General features: G+C 62.0%; 14 protein-coding genes. 5 read left to right on the top strand and 9 right to left on the bottom strand.

Features of this window, described 5'->3' with window-relative positions; translation table 11 throughout:
- Window positions 1-13: 13 nt before the first annotated feature.
- The 9 genes from NKF27_RS10760 to NKF27_RS10720 form a co-directional block, all read right to left on the bottom strand.
- The gene (locus tag NKF27_RS10760) at window positions 14-721 is read right to left on the bottom strand and encodes an electron transport complex subunit E (protein WP_253551541.1); all 708 of its coding nucleotides are present in this window, start codon (window positions 719-721) and stop codon (window positions 14-16) included.
- Window positions 718-1,260, bottom strand: a complete 543-nt coding sequence (locus tag NKF27_RS10755; protein WP_185696463.1) for an RnfABCDGE type electron transport complex subunit G — start codon at window positions 1,258-1,260, stop codon at window positions 718-720. Before NKF27_RS10755 ends, NKF27_RS10760 begins: the two co-directional genes overlap by 4 nt.
- Before the next feature lie 117 nt (window positions 1,261-1,377).
- On the bottom strand, window positions 1,378-2,412 hold the full coding sequence (locus tag NKF27_RS10750; protein ID WP_253551539.1) for an RnfABCDGE type electron transport complex subunit D: 1,035 nt from the start codon (window positions 2,410-2,412) through the stop codon (window positions 1,378-1,380).
- Entirely contained in the window at window positions 2,409-4,163 is a 1,755-nt protein-coding gene (gene rsxC, locus NKF27_RS10745) for an electron transport complex subunit RsxC (RefSeq protein WP_253551538.1), read from the bottom strand. Before rsxC ends, NKF27_RS10750 begins: the two co-directional genes overlap by 4 nt.
- Window positions 4,150-4,716, bottom strand: coding sequence for an electron transport complex subunit RsxB (rsxB, locus tag NKF27_RS10740; RefSeq protein ID WP_108133363.1), 567 nt, complete (start codon window positions 4,714-4,716; stop codon window positions 4,150-4,152). Before rsxB ends, rsxC begins: the two co-directional genes overlap by 14 nt.
- Complete coding sequence (rsxA, locus tag NKF27_RS10735; protein ID WP_045994778.1) at window positions 4,713-5,303, bottom strand: electron transport complex subunit RsxA; 591 nt, start codon at window positions 5,301-5,303, stop codon at window positions 4,713-4,715. The genes rsxB and rsxA overlap by 4 nt, the downstream gene beginning before the upstream one ends.
- Window positions 5,304-5,366: 63 nt before the next feature.
- Window positions 5,367-7,409, bottom strand: a complete 2,043-nt coding sequence (gene metG, locus NKF27_RS10730) for a methionine--tRNA ligase (protein ID WP_253551536.1) — start codon at window positions 7,407-7,409, stop codon at window positions 5,367-5,369.
- A 120-nt stretch (window positions 7,410-7,529) separates the two neighbouring features.
- Complete coding sequence (thiI, locus tag NKF27_RS10725) at window positions 7,530-9,017, bottom strand: tRNA uracil 4-sulfurtransferase ThiI (protein ID WP_301271155.1); 1,488 nt, start codon at window positions 9,015-9,017, stop codon at window positions 7,530-7,532.
- Between the two features lie 131 nt (window positions 9,018-9,148).
- On the bottom strand, window positions 9,149-9,430 hold the full coding sequence (locus NKF27_RS10720; RefSeq protein WP_253551526.1) for a hypothetical protein: 282 nt from the start codon (window positions 9,428-9,430) through the stop codon (window positions 9,149-9,151).
- A 485-nt stretch (window positions 9,431-9,915) separates the two neighbouring features.
- On the opposite strand from NKF27_RS10720, the gene NKF27_RS10715 reads away from it, so the two are divergent.
- The 5 genes from NKF27_RS10715 to NKF27_RS10695 all read left to right on the top strand — a co-directional run bounded on the left by NKF27_RS10715 (window position 9,916) and on the right by NKF27_RS10695 (window position 20,843).
- Complete coding sequence (locus NKF27_RS10715) at window positions 9,916-11,760, top strand: TolC family outer membrane protein (RefSeq protein ID WP_253551524.1); 1,845 nt, start codon at window positions 9,916-9,918, stop codon at window positions 11,758-11,760.
- Between the two features lie 210 nt (window positions 11,761-11,970).
- Window positions 11,971-14,133: a type I secretion system permease/ATPase gene (locus NKF27_RS10710; protein WP_253556459.1), complete on the top strand. Its 2,163-nt coding sequence runs from the start codon at window positions 11,971-11,973 to the stop codon at window positions 14,131-14,133.
- Window positions 14,133-15,551, top strand: coding sequence for an HlyD family type I secretion periplasmic adaptor subunit (locus tag NKF27_RS10705; RefSeq protein ID WP_253551522.1), 1,419 nt, complete (start codon window positions 14,133-14,135; stop codon window positions 15,549-15,551). Before NKF27_RS10710 ends, NKF27_RS10705 begins: the two co-directional genes overlap by 1 nt.
- Window positions 15,551-16,153: a response regulator transcription factor gene (locus NKF27_RS10700; protein ID WP_253551520.1), complete on the top strand. Its 603-nt coding sequence runs from the start codon at window positions 15,551-15,553 to the stop codon at window positions 16,151-16,153. Before NKF27_RS10705 ends, NKF27_RS10700 begins: the two co-directional genes overlap by 1 nt.
- Before the next feature lie 331 nt (window positions 16,154-16,484).
- Window positions 16,485-20,843, top strand: coding sequence for a retention module-containing protein (locus tag NKF27_RS10695; protein ID WP_253551518.1), 4,359 nt, complete (start codon window positions 16,485-16,487; stop codon window positions 20,841-20,843).
- Window positions 20,844-21,112 lie beyond the last annotated feature (269 nt).

Raw genomic sequence — 21,112 nt, 5'->3', positions numbered from 1 at the left:
GCCGGGCGGATCTTCAGCGCACGACCCCGGTAACCCGCACCCGGCGTTCGTCCCTGGGCGTCCGGGTCGGCGCCGGGCGGCGGCGCTTCACGGCGTCGTCGATGGCGTTCTTGGCGGCGATCAGCAGCCCGGTGACCAGAAAGGCCCCCGGGGGCAGCACCAGAAACAGCATGCCGCCATCACCCGGCAGGTGCAGTGTCCAGTCACCGGCTGCGTCGCCCAGCAGCAGGTCCATGCCGGCGAACAGGGTGCCTTGCCCCAGCAGTTCGCGGATACCCCCGATCAACACCAGCACCAGAGTGAAGCCGAGGCCGTTCATCAGGGCGTCGAACAGCGCCAGCTTGAGCGGTTGGCGGGAGGCAAAGGCCTCGACCCGAGCCAGGATGGCGCAATTGGTGACGATCAGCGGCAGGAAGATGCCGAGCACCTGGTAGAGCTCGTAGGCCAGCGCCGCCATGGCCAGTTCGACGCAGGTCACGAAGGCAGCGATGATCAACACGAAGGCCGGCAGGCGTACCTCAGGGCGTACCTGGTGGCGCAGCGCCGAGGCCGAGGCGCTGGCGCCGAGCATCACCCCCAGGGTGGCGATCCCGAGCCCCAGGCCATTGACCACACTGCCGGTGACGGCCAGTAGCGGACACAGGCCGAGCAACTGGACCAGGGCGGGATTGTTGCTCCACAGCCCCTTGATGGCGATGTCGCGAGCGTCGCTGCGGGTCATGGGCTGGGCTCCTGGTTACTGGCGTCTGGCGTATCACGCGGCGACCCGGCAGTCAGCACCGCTTCGTTCACCGCCTGGATGACGGCGCGAGAGGTGATGGTGGCACCGGTCAGGGCTTCGATGGCGCCCTGCGGGGCCAGGTCCAGCTGGTGGCGCGCGAGGCCTTCGAACTGATCGATCCAGGGGCCCTTGCGGCGCTCGATGGCGTCGCCGAGACCCGGCGTCTCGCGGTGATCGACGACGCGCACTGCCGTGACACGCCGCTGCGGTGTCAGTGCCACCAGCACCTCGACGGGGCCTGCGTAGCCGAGCGCTGAAGAGGGTTGCAGGGTGGCGAGCAGCGTGCCGCTTTCGTCCAGCGCCTGCCAGCCTTGGTCACCGGCCGGCGCCGGCACCAGCCTGGCGGTGCCCTGAGGCGCCAGGCTTTGCAGCAGGGCGTCCTGGTGGGCCTGGCGATTGGCCTCGATACGCCCCTCGCTGAGCGCCTGGGTCAGGCTGACCGCACCCAGGGTCACCAGGGCGAACAGGGCAAGTTTCACGGCCAGTGTTCGCGGAGCCGACGTGTTGCTATCAGGGCTATTCATCAGCGCAGTCTATCAGTGCTTTCCAAGTGAGGCGGTCGTCCATCAGCGCTCTTGACCAAGGCGGGTCGCTGGCTAGCCGTCACCGTTGTGCCTCCGGGTGGCTCGAGCATTCGATGGCCGGTCGGGCACCAGCTGGTCGAGCAGGGGGGCGGCCAGGTTCATCAGCAGCACGGCGAAGGCCACGGCGTCGGGGTAGCCGCCATAGGCACGGATGATCATCGTCAGGGCGCCGATGCCGGCACCATAAGCCAGGCGTGCACGACGACCGCTGGCGGCACTGACAGGGTCGGTGACGATAAAGAAGGCGCCGAACATGGCCGCGCCCCCGAGCAGGTGGAAGCCGACGCCGCCGCTGGCCGACAGTTGATCGAACAGCCAGGCGAGCAAGGCCATGGAGGCGAGCATGGACAGCGGCAGGCGCCAGTCGATCAGCCGGCGGTAGAGCAGGTAAAGACCTCCGGCCAGCCAGGCCACGGCGACGTTGCGCCAGGCCTCCAGCGCCGCTGGTGCCACTAGCTCGGCGAGGCTGGCGTCTGCGGCGCGATGGCGGTAGGCGTCCAGCGGTGTGGCACCGCTCAGCGCATCCAGTGCGGCTGGTGGGTGCTGGCCCAGCCAGCGTGCCAGCCAGGTCGAGGGCTCGACGGCGTCGGGGCCGAATAGCCCCGAGGGTGCGGGCCACAGGCTCATCTGGGTGGGGAAGGACACCAGCAGGAGGGCGTAGCCCACCATGGCGGGGTTGAACAGATTCTGGCCGAGCCCGCCGTAAAGGTGCTTGGCCACCGCCACGGCGGCAAGCGAGCCGATCAGGATCAGCCACAGGCTGGTGCCCGCCGGCAGCGCCGCACCCAGCAGTACCCCGGTCAACAGGGCGCTGACATCAGCGATGGTTGGCGAGACGGGCCGCCGACGCGCCGCCAGCATCATCGCCTCGATCAGCACACAGCAGGCCGCTGCGGTGATGACGTTGGTGACGACGCCAAGGCCGAAGAACCAGCTCTGGGTGATGAGTCCGGGCAGGCAGGCCAGCGTCACCCGACGCATCAAGGTAGCGCTGTCGTGTCCACGGCGAGCGCTGTCTGCGCTGGTGTGGCGGTGAAGGTGGCTCATGGCCGTGTTTCCTCCTGACGGGCGGCCTTGAGTCGTGCATCGGCGGCGGCGAGGTGCTGTCTGGCGGTATCCAGCTGAGTCTCGAGGTCGGCGAGGACATCCGCCGATTGCTGCTGCTGGGCGGCGCGCTCCAGCGCCTTCTCAGCCTTGCGTGCCGCGGCCTTGGCGGCTGCCTGGGCGATGCGCAGGCCACGCACGTCCGCGACGCTGGCGGTTCCTTTGGCGTCGGCTGAGCTATCCTTGGCGCTGCTTGCGTCACGCTGCTGGCCGCGCCGGGTGGCGGCCTGACGACGGGCCTGGCGACGTGCTTCACGCTCGGCCGCCTCGCGCTGCTCGCGGGCCTGGCGTGCCTCGAAGCGGTGGCGGGCCTGGTCGGCCCGGGCGCTCTCGGCGCGCGCGGTGCGCAGGCGCTGCTTGGCCTCGCCGAAGCCGTTGGCCAGCGGCAGGTGGCTGGGGCAGACGTAATCGCAGGCGCCGCACTCGATGCAGTCAAACAGGCCGTTGGCCTCGGCCTTGTGGTCTTCGCCTGCCTGGGAGTGCCACCACAGTTGCTGAGGGGCAAGGCCCGCCGGGCAGGCCGGCTGGCAGTCGCCGCAACGGATGCAGGGGCGTGCGGGGGGCGGCGTCGGCAGTTCAGCCGCGTCAGCGGCGATCAGGCCGTTGGTGGTCTGGGTGATGGGTTGGTCAAGCGACCCGATCGCCTGACCCATCATCGGCCCGCCTTCGATCACCCGCGACAATCTGGTGCGATCGAGGCCGGCGTCCTCCAGCAGGTGTTCAATGGCGGTGCCCAGGCGCGCGGTGACATTGCCGGGGCGTGCCAGTGCTCGGCCCGCCAGGGTCAGGGTGCGCTCGATCATCGGCTTGCCGAGCGCCACCGCGTCGTGGATGGCCGCCAGGGTCCCGGGATTGTGACACAGCACGCCGGCGTCCACCGGCAGCTGGTCCGAGGCGAGACGGCGGCCCAGCAGGCGCTCGATCAGCTGGCGCTCGCCGCCGCTGGGGTAGCGGGTGGGGATCACCTCGAGCCGTGCCGGGCAGGGCAGCTCGCCTAGCCGGGCCCGCACGGCGCTGGCCGCCTCGGGCTTGTCGTCTTCGATGCCGATGACAATAGAGCCGGCCCCGGTGGCATGGGCCACCATCGCTGCACCGAGCAGCACCCGGTCGGTGTGCTGGCGCAGTGTCTGGTCATCGGCGCTCAGGTAGGGTTCGCACTCGGCGGCGTTGACCACCAGGGTATCGATGCCCGCCTGGCGTGCCGCGCGGACCTTGAGATGGGCCGGAAATCCGCCGCCGCCCATGCCGGCGATGCCGGCGTCGGCAATTCGTTGGATGATTTCGCCGGGGGCCGCGCCTTGCCAGTCGAGCGGCGGCAGCCAGTGGTGCTGTGAAGCGCCGTCTGCTTCGATCACCACGGCGGGTCGGTGTTGTTCGCCGGAGTCCGCTTCGTGGCCAAGGACCAGTGCGCTGACGTGGCCCGAGATGCTGGCGTGCACCGGCAGCGCCAGGTGGCCGACGGCGCGTGCCACTGGCTCGCCGGCACGCACGTACTGGCCCGGCTTGACGATGGGCTGGACCTCTCGCCACGGCTGGTCGCGGCCATCTTCCAGCAACAATGTCACCCTGGCCGGTAGCGGCGGCGTGCGTATGCCCAGGTCGCGGGTCTGCGACTTGCGGGTAGGGGGCAGCACGCCGCCGGCGGGCCGGGTACCCGCCGACAGTGATCGCCAGAGTCGCTCAAGTACTGCCATGAAGCGTCTCCGTGGTGCGGTCGCTGGCGATGATGCCGGCGGTCCAGCGGGGTTGTGGCTCTCTTGGCAGCATGTCGATGCAGTCCACCGGGCAGGGGGCGATACAGAGGTCGCAGCCGGTGCATTCGTGAGCGATGACCGTGTGCATCATCTTCGAGGCACCGAGGATGGCGTCCACCGGGCAGGCCTGGATGCACTTGGTGCAGCCGATGCATTCATCTTCCCGAATAAAGGCCACCCGGGGGGTATCGTCGGCGTCGCCGTCGAGCGCCAGCGGTTCCCGACCAAGCAGTTCGGCCAACTCAAGGATGGTTGCCTCGCCGCCCGGTGGACAGCGATTGATCGCCTCTCCCTGCTCGACGGCTTCGGCGTAGGGCCGACAGCCGGGATAGCCACACTGGCCACATTGGGTCTGGGGCAGCAGGGCGTCGATCTGCTCCACCAGGCCATCCTCGCCGTCCTTGAAGCGACGGTTCAGCCAGCCCAGCAGTCCGCCGCAGACGCCGATCAGCGCGACCATCAGGACCACGCCGACAAGACTCGTCAGGCTCATGGAGAGCCCCCGGTGGCAAGCCCGGTAAAGCCCATGAAGGCCAGCGACATCAGGCTGGCGGTGATCATGGCGATGGCCGCACCGCGAAACGGGCGCGGTACATCGGCGCCCGCCAGGCGTTCGCGCATGGCCGCCAGCAGGATCAGCACCAGCGAGAAGCCCAGAGCGGCGCTGAATCCGTACAGCAGCGCATCGAAGAACCCGCCGTCGCGACCCAGGCTCAGCAGCGCCACGCCCAGCACCGCGCAGTTGGTGGTAATCAGCGGCAGGAAGATGCCAAGCACCCGATGCAGCAGGGGGCTCAGATGGCGGACCATGACCTCGGTGGCCTGGACTACCACGGCGATCACCACGATAAAGGCGATGGTGCGCAGGTACTCAAGATCCAGCGGCACCAGCAGATAACGGTGCAGCAGGTGACTGGCCGCCGATGACAGGGTCAGCACGAAGGTGGTGGCAAGGGACATGCCCAGCGCCGATTCCAGCTTCGAGGACACCCCCAGGAAAGGGCATAACCCGAGAAACTGCACCAGCACGAAGTTGTTGACCAGGGCGGTACTGACGAGGACGAGAAGAACGTCGGTCATGGAATACACGAGGTAACGGCCGGCGGGCAGGGCCCCGCCGGCGCATGGGCGTGATGGAACCCCTTAGCTGACCCGCTGGCCGGGTTCTGCGCCACTGTGGGGTTCGAGCAGATAGATGCCGTCGTCGTTGCCAGCCGCCAGCACCATGCCTTCGGAAACACCAAAGCGCATCTTGCGCGGTGCCAGGTTGGCCACCATGACGGTCAGCTTGCCTTCGAGGGCCTCCGGCGAATAGGCGCGACGGATGCCGGCGAAGACCTGACGGCTTTCGCCGCCGAGATCCAGCGACAGCTTGAGCAGCTTGTCGGCGCCTTCGACGTACTCCGCCTTGGCGATGCGGGCGATACGCAGGTCCACCTTGGCGAAGTCGTCGAAGCTGATCTCGTCGGCGATCGGCGTCTCGGCCAGCGGGCCCTTGGGCGTTTCCTTGAGCTTCTGTTCTTCCACCAGATCCTCCTTCGATGCTTCGATCATGGCATCGATACGATCGTTCTCGACCCGGGTCATCAGCGGCTTGAACTTGTTGACGGGGTGATCGCCCAGCCAGGTCTCGCGGCTGTTCCAGTCGAGGGTGTCGAGATTCATGAACAGTCTGGCCTGTTCGGCCATGGCCGGTACCACCGGGGCAAGGTAGACCATCAGCTGACGGAACAGGTTGATTCCCATGGAGCAGATGTCGAGCACTTCCTGCTCGCGGCCTGCCTCCTTGGCCAGCACCCAGGGCGCCTGGTCGGCGATGTAGCTGTTGGCCTCGTCGGCCAGCTCCATGACCTTGCGCATGGCGCGGCCGAACTCCCGCTGTTCATAGTAGTCGGCGATCTCGTCACCGGCGGCGATGAAGCGTGCCAGCATGTCCGGCTCGGCGCAGTGATTCGACAGCTGGCCGCCGCCGAGCTTCTTGACGAAGCCGGCGCAGCGGCTGGCGATGTTGACCACCTTGCCCACCAGGTCGGCATTGACCCTGAGCGCGAAGTCCTCGAGGTTCAGGTCGAGGTCATCGACCCGGGAGGTGAGCTTGGCGGCGAAGTAGTAGCGCAGGTACTCGGGATTGAGATGCTCGGCGTAGGTCGCGGCCTTGATGAAGGTGCCGCGTGACTTGGACATCTTGGCGCCGTTGACCGTGACGAAGCCGTGGCAGTTGACTGCGGTGGGGGTGCGCATCTCGGCCCCATGCAGCATCGCCGGCCAGAACAGGGCGTGGAAGTAGACGATGTCCTTGCCGATGAAATGGTAGACCTCGGCCTTTGAATCGCGCTCCCAGTAGCTGTCGAAGTCCAGCCCCTCGCGCTCGCACAGGTTCTTGAAGCTCGCCAGGTAGCCGATCGGAGCATCCAGCCAGACATAGAAGTACTTGCCTGGCGCGTCAGGAATCTCGAAGCCGAAGTAGGGCGCGTCGCGGCTGATGTCCCACTCGTTGAAGCCGGACTCGAACCATTCCATCAGCTTGTTGCGGATCTGCGGCTGGACATGGTCGTCCTTGATCCAGGCACTGAGGAAGTCGGCGAAGTCAGGCAGCTTGAAGAAGTAGTGGGTGGAGCTGCGGACTTCCGGGGTGGCGCCGGAAATAGCCGATACCGGATCGATCAACTCGGCAGGGGTATAGGTGGCGCCGCAGGCCTCGCAGTTGTCGCCGTACTGATCCGCGGTGTGGCACTTGGGGCAGGTGCCCTTGATGAAACGATCGGCCAGGAACAGACCCTTGACCGGATCGTACATCTGCTCGATGTCACGGGTGGCGATGTGCCCCTTGTCGCGCAGGCGCTTATAGATAAGCTCGCTGAAGTGGCGATTTTCCTCGGAGTGGGTCGAGTGGTAGTTGTCGAAGGCCACGCCGAAACGGGCGAAGTCCTGCTGGTGTTCGCGGGATACGCGGTCGATCAGCGCCTCGGAGGTGATGCCCTCCTGCTCGGCACGCAGCATGATCGCGGTGCCGTGGGCGTCATCGGCGCAGACGTAGTGGCACTGGTGGCCGCGACTCTTCTGGAACCGCACCCAGATATCCGTCTGGATGTACTCCAGCAGGTGGCCCAGGTGAATGGCGCCGTTGGCGTAGGGCAAGGCGCTGGTGACCAGAATCTGGCGCTTGTCGGGTGCGGTGATGGACATGGTGTGACGTGATATCCCGTTGAAAATCAGGCGACGATTGTAGCTAGGATCGAGGTCGTGTGCATCCGCTATCGTGCTTGGGCGCAGCCATGAAAGAGCCGTTGTGCAGACGGTGCATTGTCAGGAGGACGCCACCAGCAGGCCGACATGCTCAAGGCCTCGGTCCTTGAGGTGCAGCGCCTGGAGGCGGCTCATGACGCCCTGGTCACAATAGAGGAGATAGCGGGTGTCGCGATCCAGCGCATCGCTGCGGGTCGCCAGTTCATAGAAGGGAATGTGATCGACGGGGCAGGCGAGTGGCCCAAGCGGACGGCGCTCGACGTCGTCCGGGGGCCGCACATCGATGACCCGGGTCGCCGTTCGGGCGAAGTCGTGGAGCCCTCCAAAGGAGACTTCTGCCAGGGGCTCCTGGGAGGGTGCGCTGACGCCTTTGGATACTGGCGCATCGACAGGCTGGCGAGTGGCGCTGGCCAGGGCGCGATCCAGCAGGTCGGCCGGTAGCCCGGCCTCTGCCGCTTGAAGCTCCTTCAGCGACGCCTTGACCCTGGGGCGACTGGACATCCCGCCGCAGTACTCGGGCATTCGGCTCGACGCCTCAGCGGTAGCGATCCGGTGGGCCTCATCGATGATGGTCTGCTTGTCATCGGTCAGCAGCGGTCGCAACACCGGCAGGTGGCTGGCGCGGTCGATCAGGCCGAGGTTGGTCAGTGTCTGACTGGACACCTGGGCGATCACCTCTCCTGTCACCAGGGCGGGGATGCGCGCGCGTTGCGCGATTCTTGCGGCGGCCTCGATCATCAAGCGCTTCAGCACCAGCGACACCAGGGCATCGGGTACCTCGCGACGCAGTGTCTCGACCACTTCCTCGAAGGGAACGGTGATGAAGTTGGCCTTATGGGAGGCACTGTATCGCTGCCACAGGTCTCGGGTCAGCGCCTTGACCGCCTTTTCCTGTTCCTGTCCGCCAAAACGAAAGAGGACAAACTGACACTTGATGCCGCGCCTGAGCATCCGATAGGCCGCCACCGGAGAGTCGTAACCCCCGGACATCAGTACCAGCGCCTCTCCCTGGGTGCCTAGTGGAAAGCCACCGAGGCCCGGCCCAAGGTCGACTTCCTCGATCAAGGTGTCGCCATCGATCCGCAGTGGCATCACTAACTCGGGGGTGCTCAGGTCGACCCTGGCATCAGCAGCATGGGCGAGCAGCGCTGCGCCCAGCGCACGCTCCACCTCCACCGAACCGAAGTCGTGATGTCCCTTGCGCTTGACCTTGACCTTGAAGCGCTTGCCTTCGATATCCGATACCCGTTCGCACGCCAGTTGTTCGATGGTGCTCCGCCAGTCCCCAAGCGGCCTGTTGCGCGTCCTGGCCACGCGCTGAACGCCCGGTATCCGGGTCATGCTCGCTTCGAGTGCCAGACGATCCTCGCGCGCAAGGCCCCGCGGAAGTCTTACGACCAGATGGTCCCATTGGGCAACGACTTTGGTCTTGGGCTCCTGGCGTCTGAGTGCATTGCGCAGGTTGGTGGCAAGGCAGCGACCCATGTGCCGTCTCACCGAGGCGGACTTGGTGGTGAGGTCGGCAGAAAGGGAAAGGCGATATTCCATGGTGTGAAAGCCGGGACTACGATGTAAGAATAGTAACGTTGATCCAGATCAAGTTTGATTGAGATCTTCAAGATTCCGCCGATGGCAGCTTGGGCGATCGGCGGGGGCAGGAGCAGAGCGATAAAAGTCCGTCAGTACAGCGCTTTTTCTTCCTGAACGACCTCTTTTAGAAGCTCCAGGAAGAGCCGGTCGGCTTCGGAGTGCTCCTCGGCGCTGTCAGGGATATGAATGCTGGTGGTATCCGATATTTCGTTGGCAATGTCGGCCATGACGCTACTGTCGCTACCGCTTTCCAGGTGTCGGCGGGCGATCTCGAGAGAGGTCTCCAGGACCTTGGGATCCTGTAGCAACTTCTTGATAAAGCCGGTTAGTTCGTTGATGACACGGGTTTTTTGAATTTCGGATGAGGCCATCGGTAACTCCTTGGCTAGGCACTTGATCCAAGGGGTTACGATAGCATGTTTGCGTACTGCTACGGGACAGGTTTGCCGTAGAACGATGGGGTTGGCTCTGTCAAGAGGGGTTTCGCCGGACAAGGAGGGCGCTGGACAGTCTGTTGTTACTGAATGTGATCAAATGTGCGAGAATTGTAGTTGTAGTTGGATGGGATATTAGCAGCGTTGGGGAAGCGCTCGACAATCGGCGCTACAGGGAAACTGCTCGCCCATCCCGGGGATGATGAGAATGGTAGCGCCGAAGCAGCACGGTTGGTCCAGCAGATTACGGGGTTGTTGGGCTAGTTCGTTGGTACTAGATTCAACTGTACTGGCTGCGGCCATTGATAATTAAGGGAACACGAATGAAAACGATCTGCCGAGAAGCTCGCTCTTCCATGTTGCGGCCGCTGGTAAGTGCCATCGCATTGGCCTCTACGTCAATGCTGATGGGGTCAGGAGTCATGGCCCAGGACGCGCAGGCATTGCCGCCTGGCACTACGTCGCCGGGGGCGGCGACCCTGCGTGACGTCGTGGAGCAGACCATCAATACCAATCCCGAGGTGCTGGCTGCCTGGAACGGCTTCCAGGCTGCGGGGCACGACGAACGAGTGGCCTTCGGAGGCTACCTGCCTCAGATTGACGTCAATGCAGGCGTTGGCCTCGAGGATCGCCAGAACGATCAACAGGGCAGCTACGATACTGACTATGCTGAGGTGACGCTGAACCAGATGATCTATGACGGCTTCGCTACCGCCAGCGAGGTGGAGCGTCTAAGCCGGGCAGAACTGGTTCGCTACTACGAGCTGCTGGGGGCGAGTCAGGACGCGGCGCTGGACGCGACCAACGCCTATCTTGATGTTCAGCGTTACCGCCGCCTGGTGGGCCTTGCCCAGGAAAACTACCAGAAGCACCTGGAGGTCTATCAGCAGATCGAGGCCCGTGCGCTGTCCGGCGCCGGTCGTCGTGTCGACCTTGAACAGATCAGCGGTCGTCTGGCACTGGCCGAATCGAACCTCATCACCGAAGCGTCCAACCTGCACGATGTATCTGCGCGTTTCCAGCGTCTGGTGGGGGAATTGCCGCCGGAAGCGCTTGCGCCGGCGCCGACCTTCGCCGAGCAGCTACCCGCTGACGTCGCCCAGGCGTTGCAGCTTGCCTACGAGGGTAACCCGGACTTCCATGCCGCCATCGAGAATATCGAGGCGGCTCGCGCCGAGCGTGAAGGCACCAAGTCACCCTTCCATCCCAGGCTTGACCTGGTGGGCCGCAGTGGTACCTACAAGGGCAGCGATACCGACGGTGACTTCATCTCCGATAACGATCATGAAGACCGTCACAGCATCGAACTGGTAGGTAGCCTCAATCTGTACCGCGGCGGCAGCGACCTGGCGTCGTTCCGCGCCGCCAGTGATCGTGTCGAGCAGGCGGTCAATCTGCGTGACAAGGCCTGCGTCGACATCCGTCAGACCACCACCATCGCTTACAACGATACCCGTCGTCTACGCGACCAGCTCGAGTATCTGAACGAGCACCGTCAGACCACCGACCGTGTTCGCGGGGCGTACAAGCAACAGTTCGACATCGGTCAGCGTTCGCTGCTCGACCTGCTGGACATCGAGAACGAGTACTTCGAGGCGAGTCGTGCCTATGTGAATGCGCAGTATGACGTCGCCCTGGCCGATGCCCGTACCCTGCGTGCCACCGGAAGCCTGCTGGAAGTGCTCGAGGTGCGCAAGGATGGGTTGCCGACCCTCGCCGAGCTGGACAGCAACGGTGTGTCGATTACGCCGGATATCGTCTGTCCGGCGGTAGGCCCCCGGTCCTACAGCATCGAGGAGCTTACCGGCTCCACACGGGCTCCGGACGTCGTCATGCCTGCGGACGCTCTGTTCGAGATCAACAGCTACGTCCTCAGCGCGAGAGCCAAGCAGGAACTGGGTGCGCTGGCCGATCGCATCCGTGGTCGTAACGACCTGGTCCGGGTATTCATCGCTGGCCATGCGGACATCTCCGGTACCGATGCCATCAATGACCCACTGTCACGCAATCGAGCGGCTGCGGTGGGTGAGTACCTGATCAGTCAGGGGGTCGATCCATCCTTGATCGAGACCGAGGGCTATGGGTCACATCGCCCGGTTCAATCCAACGCCACCGTCGAGGGCCGCCGGCAGAACCGTCGAGTGGAGATCACCCTCGAGCGCAGCGGCGAGAATCTGGACATGGGGGCCTTGCCTGGTTTTGCCGGTAATGACAGCGTGTCACTTGCCTGGGCGCGAGGGGTCGAGAACCACAGCCTGGAGGGCTAGAAACTCAGCGGAAGATAGCGCCCCCCTTGGGGGCGCCATTTCCCGAGATGTGAATGCAACTGCCACGTTCTGGTCCTTGCATTGCAGCAAAGGGAGCCGTGACGACTGCAGGGATGACAGGCCGGGTCGCACGGGAAGGACGTTCTGGTACAGCCATCGGCCGACAGAGAGGTTTACGTGGACGATTCACGAGTTGCGGATGAAACGGAAATTACAACACCTGACGCGCAGGAACAGGATGATGCCAGAGGCCCCGTCAAGGATGAATTGCTGGAAGTGCTGCTGTCGATTGCGCACTACCACGAGCATGATGTAAGTGCCGATTCCCTGACAGCGGGGCTTCCGCTTGAAGATGGCGCACTGACGCCCGGGATCTTTCCCCGAGCGTCGGAACGTGCCGGGCTGACGGCGCGAATCGTCAAGAGTCGCCTGGTGCAGTTGAATCCCGCGCTATTCCCCGTCGTGCTGTTGCTGGAGCCGGGGCGAGCCTGCGCATTGCTGGATATCGACGTCAAGGCGCGTACCGCGCAGGTGATTTATCCCGAACTGGGGCAAGCGTCGGTGGAAATCTCGCTGGACGAGCTTCACGAGCGGTACAGCGGGACGGCGATCTATACGCGTCCGCGCTTCCGTTTCGATGCCCGTTCAAAGGATGTCAACGAAAAGCGCTCTGGGCATTGGTTCTGGAGCGTGATCAAGGAAAACAGGCGCCTTTATCGTGACGTGATACTGGGCTCTGTCGCCATCAATATCTTCGCGCTGGCGATGCCCCTGTTTGTTCTCAACGTCTATGATCGCGTGGTGCCCAATCACGCCACCGAGACGCTGTGGGTCCTGTCCATCGGTGCCTTGATCGTCCTGGCGTTCGATTTGACCCTCAGGTTGATGCGTTCAAGCTTTGTCGATCTTGCGGCCAGTCGTGCTGACGTCAAGCTCTCGTCGCGTATCATGTCACGTGTCATGGGGATGCGGATGGAGGCCAAGCCTGCCTCGACCGGTTCCTTTGTCTCGATGTTGCAATCCTTCGAGTCGGTTCGGAGCTTTATCGGCTCCGCCACCGTGATCGCCATGGTGGACCTGCCGTTCGTTCTGATGTTTATCGCTATCATTGGTCTGATAGGCCCTGCATTGGTCATTCCGATCGTGGTCGGCGTGCTGTTTATCTTGCTCTACGCCCTCGGTGCCCAGGGAAAGTTGCACGACCTGTCGGAAACCACCTTGAAGGTAGGCGCGCAACGCAACGCCACCCTGGTGGAATCGGTCTCCCAGCTGGAGACGGTCAAGACGCTGCGGGGCGAGAGCCGAGTGCAGGGGCAATGGGAGCAGGCCAGTGCCTTCCTATCGCGCACCGGGGCTCAGCTGAAGTTTCTCGGTACATCGGTCACCAGTATTGCCCAGTGGACCCAGAATACTGTCGGTATCTGCGTCATCCTCATCGGCGTCTATCTGATCATCGATGGGAATCTCTCCCAGGGTGGTCTTATCGCTGCCTACATGCTGTCGTCTCGTGCGCTGGCGCCGGTCAGCCAGGCCGCCGCACTGCTGGCTCAGTATCATCAATCGGCCACGGCCCTGGAGTCGTTGGATAGAGTGATGGAAATGCCGGTGGAACGTGAGGAAAAGAGCTATATCGATCGTCCCGCCGTCAAGGGATTGGTGAAATTCGACAAGGTCACCTTCCGCTACCCCCAGGCCGAGAATGACAGCCTGCGCGACGTATCCCTGTCGATAGCGCCAGGCCAGAAGGTGGCGCTGCTGGGGCGCGTAGGTTGTGGCAAGACCACATTGCAGAAGTTGTTGCTCGGTCTGTACCAGCCGACGTCTGGTGCCGTGCTGATCGATGATGTGGACATTCGTCAGTTTGATCCCCTGCAGTTGAGGCGTCATATCGGTTATGTGCCCCAGGACGTTCGGCTGTTCTACGGTTCGTTGAAGGACAACATCATCGCCGGTGCCGGTAGTGAAGGGGTGGATGACGATCTTCTGCTCAAGGCCATCCGTATCAGTGGGCTCGACGGACTCGTCAGTACTCACCCCCAGGGCGTCGAACTGCAGGTGGGCGAAGGCGGACAGATGCTCTCGGGAGGTCAGAAGCAGGCGGTAGCGATCGCCCGTGCCATCGTGCACGATCCGGCGATCTTGTTGCTTGATGAACCGACCAGCGCCATGGATCACGCCAGCGAGGAGGCCTTCAAGCGTAACCTCAAGGACTATGCCGGCGGCAAGACGATGGTGGTGGTGACTCACCGCACATCCCTGCTGTCGCTGGTGGATCGTATCGTGGTCATCGACTCCGGCAAGGTGGTGGCAGATGGTGAGCGTGACAGCGTCATGGATGCGCTGCGCAAAGGCCAGATCGGGAGGGCCAGCTGATGTCCAGCAAGAGTGCTGAACAGAAGGGATTCGAAGGCGTCGGTCGCGTATCACGGAAAGGTGGCAAAGTCTTCCGTCCCTTTATCGATAGATTATTCGCACGCCGTGTCAGCGCGTCCCATCTCAACAGAGACTGGGCGAGTGACGCTGACTGGGCGCGAATGCAGCAGGATCCACTGCGCGCCAGGCTGATGCTTTACATGGTTGTGGTCGCGATCATCTGCGTCATTGTCTGGGCGTGCTTCGCACCGATCGATGAGGTGACGCGGGGCAGTGGCAGGGTCATTCCCTCCAGCCAGCTTCAGCGTGTGCAAAGCTTCGATGGTGGCGTGGTTCAGGAGATTCGCGTCAGCGAAGGTGACTTTGTTTCCACCGGCGATCTGCTCATGCGCATCGACCCGACGCGTTTTCTCTCGAACTTCAACGAGAACAGGGCCAAGGCAGAAACCTTGCAGGCCAAGGCCGAGCGGTTGAGGGCGTTGGCGACCGGGTCCGAATTCTCTCCATCGGAGGCATTGATCGAGCAGGCGCCGAATATCGTCTCCCGCGAGCGCGAGCTGTATCACAGCAGTCTGGAAACGCTGGACGAGCAGAAGCAGATATTGCAGGAACGACTGGAGCAGCGTCGGGCAGAGCTCAACGAGGCAACTGCGCGTCGCAACGCAGCCAGTCGTGAGCTGAATCTCGCTAGCCAGGAACTCAATTTGACACGCCCTCTACTGTCCAGCGGCGCGGTCTCGGAGGTCGAGGTGCTGCGTTTGCAGCGTGAGGTTTCCAGGGCCAGCGGTGAGCGCAACCAAGCGGCGGCCCAGGTGTCGCGGCTGGAGTCGGCGATTCAGGAAGCGCTGGGCGAACTCCGCGAGGTAGATGCGAAGGCGCGCAATGAATGGCGTCAGGAGCTGTCGGCGACCCTGGGTGAACTGTCAGCACTCGATGAGTCCAGCGAGGGGCTTCAGGACAGGGTGCGTCTCTCGGAGATACGGTCGCCGGTCGACGGCGTTGTGCAACGCCTGGCGATCAACACCATCGGCGGGGTGGCTCAGCCCGGCCAGGAGGTGGTGGATATCGTTCCCACCGACGACGCTCTGGTGGTCGAGGCGAAGATTGCGCCACAGGACATCGCGTTTCTGCGCCCGGGTCTGCCTGCCACCATCAAGCTGACGGCCTATGACTTTTCCATCTATGGCGGACTGGATGCCCAGCTGGAGCACATCAGCGCGGACACCACCACCGATGAAGAGGGTAATACCTACTATCGGGTTCGTGTGCGCACCGAAGACAGCGCGGAAGCCGAAGCGGTGGATGTCATCCCCGGCATGACCGCTCAGGTGGATATCCTGACGGGCAAGCGCACGGTGATGCAGTTCCTCTTGAAGCCGGTACTGCGTGCCTGGGGTAACGCGATGGGAGAGCGGTGATGACTCGATACCTGGTCTATCAAGGAAGTAGCGAGGTGCCGCGCTGGAATGATGCCTTCAGTGATCTGGAGGTGGTCGCTCCTCACAGTGTCATCGACCATGCCGTCAAGGGCGATCTGGCCTGGGTGGTGGTAGAGGCTGGTGACTGGGCGGGACTCTGCACACGCCTGACCACCAAGGGTGTGCTGGTTTCGGTGCTGTCCTTCAATCCACATTCCGCCGAGGCATACCAGGCCTTCACCGCCGGCGCGAGGGGGTATGTCCACGCACTTTCGACACCTGAAGTACTGCGTCAGGTCGATGTCGTGGTGCGGCACCGGGGCATCTGGCTATGGCCCGAGTTGATGGACAGCCTGGTGGGAGGCGTCTTCAAGGCGATGGGGGGCGCTCCGGCCGTGCATCACGATATGCTGGAGGGCCTGACGGAGCGCGAGAAGGATGTCGCCCTGGCCGTCGCGGAGGGGCAAAGCAACAAGGTGGTGGCGAGGGAGCTAGGGATTACCGAGCGTACCGTCAAGGCCCATCTTGGTGCAGTCTTTCGCAAGTTGGGCGTCAAGGATCGTATGCAGCTGATCCTGCGCCTCTCCAGGGACCGTCAGTGAGGCGTGCTCTCGAAACAGAGCGGGGGGTGATTCGGGATCGTGCTATTCCTGTCACTCCTTGCTTGTACTCGTTTTCCACACAGTAACCTCGTCTCTTTTCCCGCCTGAAAGTCAATTTTCGGCTTACGCCGACTTCTCCGCGTGTTTGATGAATAGACTGTCTTGTAAGAGATGGGCTGTAACCTTGCTGATCATTACACCTTAAATATGCGGTAATGATTCGTTGGGATTGAGTTTGCCATGACCTGACCTACTAGACAGTATCGCCCGCATGGGCCCCCCCCTATTTTCTGTGAGAAACCCAACAAGCAGAAAACGCGGGGCCAGACCCATGAACATCATTGTTACCGTAGGAACTGTGTGGATTGTCGATCAGACCGGGGAGAAACAGGTTGCCAGGCCCGGAGATGTGCTGAAGCCAGGCCAGTGGCTCGTTACCGGTGATGATGGTCGAGTCGTTGTTGGAGAGCAGCCGGGGCGAGCATCGCTTGTGCTCGAGGCCGGCGAAGTGCTCGAGCTGCCTCTGGGACAGGGTGACGCTGAATCGGACCAGCTAGATACCCTTCTTCTTGCACAGATTGACTCGAATGATGCGGCAGAGACTTCTGCGCTCGACGAAGAGCGGCTGGAAGAGGTCCTGGATGCCATTGAATCCCGGCAGGACCTTCTTGATGCCTTTGATGATCCAGAAGCGGGCCCAGGGATTGGTGGTGGCAACAATGAAGGCAACTCGTTCGTCCGGCTATTGCGTATCCTCGAGCAGGTCTCTCCGCTTTCGTACGAGTACGGCCTGAACTCGGCTGATGGTCAAGAACCTCACCTGTTCCTCGGCGATATCGTGGACGGCGACAATCCCGGCGAAGACGAAGATGGCGAGAATGAAGATGTATCGCTGGAGGGGCTTGAAGGTGGGCCCGATGGCTCTGGTATCGCCCCGGACGGCGACGATCTACCGGGAGGACTGGAAGGCGCCGAGCTGGTGGTGCGTGAGTCGGGACTGGCCCAGGGAAGTCAGCCTTCAACAGACACCTTGCAGCAGTCCAGCAGTTTCAACTTCGACACTCCCGACGGTCTAGGCACGCTGACGTTGGGAGGTGCGCTCTCCTTGACGCTGGCGGACCTTCAGGCCCTGGAGGCGACTCCCAGGTCCCTCGATACGCCCCATGGCATCCTCTGGCTGGATGGTTTTCAGGGGGACGCCACGGGGGGCACCGTGCTCTACCACTTCGAGCTGACCGCCGCTGTCGACAATGACGGGACGCAGGGGGCGACCGGTGGTGGATTTCTTGAACAGATCGACGTAACGGTAACGGATGGAGATGGCGACGGGCGCTCCGCCAGTCTGGATGTACTGATTGTCGATGATGTTCCCGGCATCGAGCTGGGCGGTCCCGCCGAGGTGGGGGAAGGCAGTACCATCGAGGGGAGCTGGGGCGCCGTCGATGGTGCCGATGGCGTCGCCAGCCTCGTTGTGTCAGTGGCGGGGATCGATGAAGCCTTTGCACTGGGCCAGGAGATCGTGCTCGAGGAAGGACGGTTGACCGTCAGTGGAGACGGAACCTGGTCCTTTTCTGCAGCGGGTGGTCTCGACCAGGGCGCAGCACCATCACTGTCGTTCGGTCTTGTTCAGACCGATGGTGATGGAGATCAGACTCAGGCGCGCCAGACTATCCAGATCCTCGACGCCGCTGGTCCCGTTACACCCAACGAAGGGGGAAACCCGGACGCGGCGCCGGCTGAGGTGGCGCTCGACGAGGACGGCCTGGATGGTGGTATCGCCGGTGGAGGAGGCGACGTGGCAGGCGAGGCCACGGTGATCACGGGTGTGCTCGGCTACGACTTCGGCGATGACGGACCGGCGGCCGAAGGGGCCTTCGTCTGGTCTCTTGCGGGACTCCCAGCGTTGAGTTCTGCCGGCGAGTTGCTGAGCTATACGGTGTCGGATGACGGCTTGACCCTGGTGGCCGCCATGGAGTCAGGCGATGAGGTGCTACGCATCGCGGTAACGGACCTTGCCAGCGGTGCCTTCGAGGTAACCCTGGCACGTCCGCTGGACCATCCAGAAAACTCGACAGAGGACGACATCACGTTGGCGGTGAGCTATACCGTTGTCGATTCCGATGGTAGTCAGGCCGTTGGTGGCCTCGATATTCGTATCGATGATGATGCTCCAGAGACAATCACTGCGGAGCCGTTGGCGCTCAAGAACGGTAGCATCGGCGATATTGCGCTGGAAGGCGGTTATGGCGCGGATGGTCAGGCCGGGCCGATCTCCTTTGCCGGTGAATTGAGTGGGGCAGCGGTCGAGGACGTCAACGGTAACGTCATCATGTTGGAGGGCAGCCCATTGGTCTGGCAGTTGAGCGACGATGGGGCCGGGCTGGTAGCGGTCACCTCGACAGGCCAGACGGGGTTTTCCATTGTGCTGGACGAGGCCAGCGGTACGGCGAGTGTGGCGACAGAGGAGGGTGAGCTGTCTGTTTCCACTCGCCTTGAAAGTGGGGTAGATGGTATCTCTCTTACCGAAAGTACAAACCAGGGAGTGGTGGATATCTCTGATGACGATGTCGACGGCCAGTTGGTCTTTTCATCTGCGAACGGTATCGATATCTCAAGCGGAGCGCTTGGGGTCGGGTCTGGCCGGATCAGTGAAGGGGATCAACTGCGTATCGATATGGTGGAGGGCGCAAGTGATGCGGAAGGGGCGGTAATTTGGGACTCTCATATTCGGGTAGGGGAGTTTAGCCAGACTGTACTGCTTGATGGTGCCGATAACGCCCGTGCCAGCTTCCAGCTTCGTGCTCTGGCTATCGTGGCAGAGGACGGGCAAGATCAATTCCTGCCGCTATCATCGAGCGATTTTCGTGTTCTCGATCAGCGCGGTATTGATGTGACGTCCGAGGTCAGGGTGGAAGTTGCTGGTGATGGGCTGGCCGTGGAGGGGCTCCAGGATGGCTGGACATTTGTCGTCAGCCGGTCTGAAGGCATGCAGGCGCTTGTTGTAGACGGAGGCAGTGGTGAGCCCTTTGCACTGGGCAGCGTTTCAGTGACCCGCGGGGCGTCGTCTGGTGATGCTGAGCTGTCGCTGGCGCTTGAGGCAACCGACAGTGATGGTGATCAGGCAGATGGTGAGCTGATACTCTCCCTTGCCGGGCCTGGCGAGCTTCTGGTCAACAACAACGCCAACAACGGGATAGCCGCAAGTGGAGGCGATGATGTCATCGTTGCCGACAAGGGCGGAGCGTCTACCATCATAGATCCTGCAGGTGACTATAATCTTTCGTTCATACTCGATTCTTCATCGAGTATGAAAGAGGAGGTCGATACACTTCGTCCTGATGGTTCTGGAAACTATACTCGCCTCGAACTTCTCAAGGCTTCGATGCTGCGGCAGTTGGAAACCCTTGCTGACTTTGATGGGACTCTGAATCTTCAGCTGGTTGATTTTGATGGTATAGCCAGGAGCCCCGTGGTGTTCGAAGACTTCGGACAAGAAGACCTGGAGGCAGCGCGCAGCTATATTCTCGGTATGGGCGTTGGTGGTTCCACGAATTTTGATGCTGGTTTTGTTGCAAGCAAGGACTTTCTTGCTGCCATGTCCGAGGCCAATAGCTTTGAGTCCACAGCGGTTTTTGTCACCGACGGACTACCCACGGTATGGTTGGACGACGATGGCAAGGTGGTTATTCCTAGCCCCCTCAATCCCGGGTCACTAGCTGCGGTGGAGGAGTCGGTTGCATCGTTTCAGGAGTTGCTGGAGTTTGCGGATACAGTCCATGGCATTGGTATTGGGCAAGATAGCCTGGTGGATTATATCCGCTACTTCGATAATACAGATGTCCTGGCGAACGAGGTCGAGACAACGCTGGAAGATGGTAACGCCTATACCGGGTCTGCTGGCGAGATTAACGTGGTAAACACCGAGGACGATCTTAATCTTGCGCTTGATACTGGATCCAGTATATCGGAGCTGGAACCTCTGGGGAGTGACCAGGTATTTGCGGGGGCCGGAAACGATCTCGTCTTCGGCGATACCGTCAACTCTGATGCTCTAGGATGGGTCAATGGCGAAACCGAAGAAGAGTTTGCATCGGGTGAGCATGATGGGTTGGGGTATGAAGGGCTCTATGAGTTTCTCAAGTGGTCTCCGGAGCATGGCAATGGATCGGCTCTCGGAAGTGACGATATAAAGGCTTACATACTTTCCAACGTGGAGGCTCTGACCAATCCCGAGCGCCAGGATGGAGGGGACGATGAACTCTATGGCGAGCAGGGTGACGATATCCTGATTGGTGCGGCTGGGCAGGACGTCCTCGTCGGAGGGCAAGGTGATGACATTCTATGGGGCGGGCTAGATAGCGATAGATTTACCTGGGAATCCGGCGACGTAGTGCCTGATACCCCCTCCGTTGATCGGATCGAGGACTTTGCACTTGGCATGACAGAGCAAGGTGACAAGCTGGATCTGAGCGGTCTGCTTGTCGATGGAGCGTCATCTGATCTTTCTAGCTACCTGATTGCCTTGAATGAGGGCGATGATATCGTGTTGAAGGTCAAGACCTCAGGTGGTATCGACGCCTCTGGAAGTAATGCGGATCTGACTATCGAGTTGGGTGGCGTCGGGTCTGCTGGCAGCGGTGATCAAGTGCTTCAGAAGATGCTGGATGACGGTCAACTGATAGTGGATTGATATCTGTAGGGTGCAAGAAGGCCTGGCTATGCCAGGCCTTTTTTTATTGGTTTTCTGCAAGGTCCCTGGATTGCTTTTTTGGGGTTGAAAAGCACGTCCTGGTTGCGAAGTGAAATTCATTGTTGAACAGAGTTTCTCGTAAAGAGTGAAAAGAAGGATTCTTGAGTCTTTTTCCGCCTTGAGTAACTTCAAAATTTTGCCGTTACGATCTTTTGGCTCTTTTGGTTGTATGGCTTGTCCTTGAGTACAGTGTGTGTCGTCCCCTGGCT

The sequence above is a fragment of the Halomonas sp. DN3 genome, assembly GCF_024137905.1.
GTDB classification, from domain to species: domain Bacteria; phylum Pseudomonadota; class Gammaproteobacteria; order Pseudomonadales; family Halomonadaceae; genus Halomonas; species Halomonas litopenaei.
This window is presented reverse-complemented; position numbering and strand designations above follow the sequence as displayed.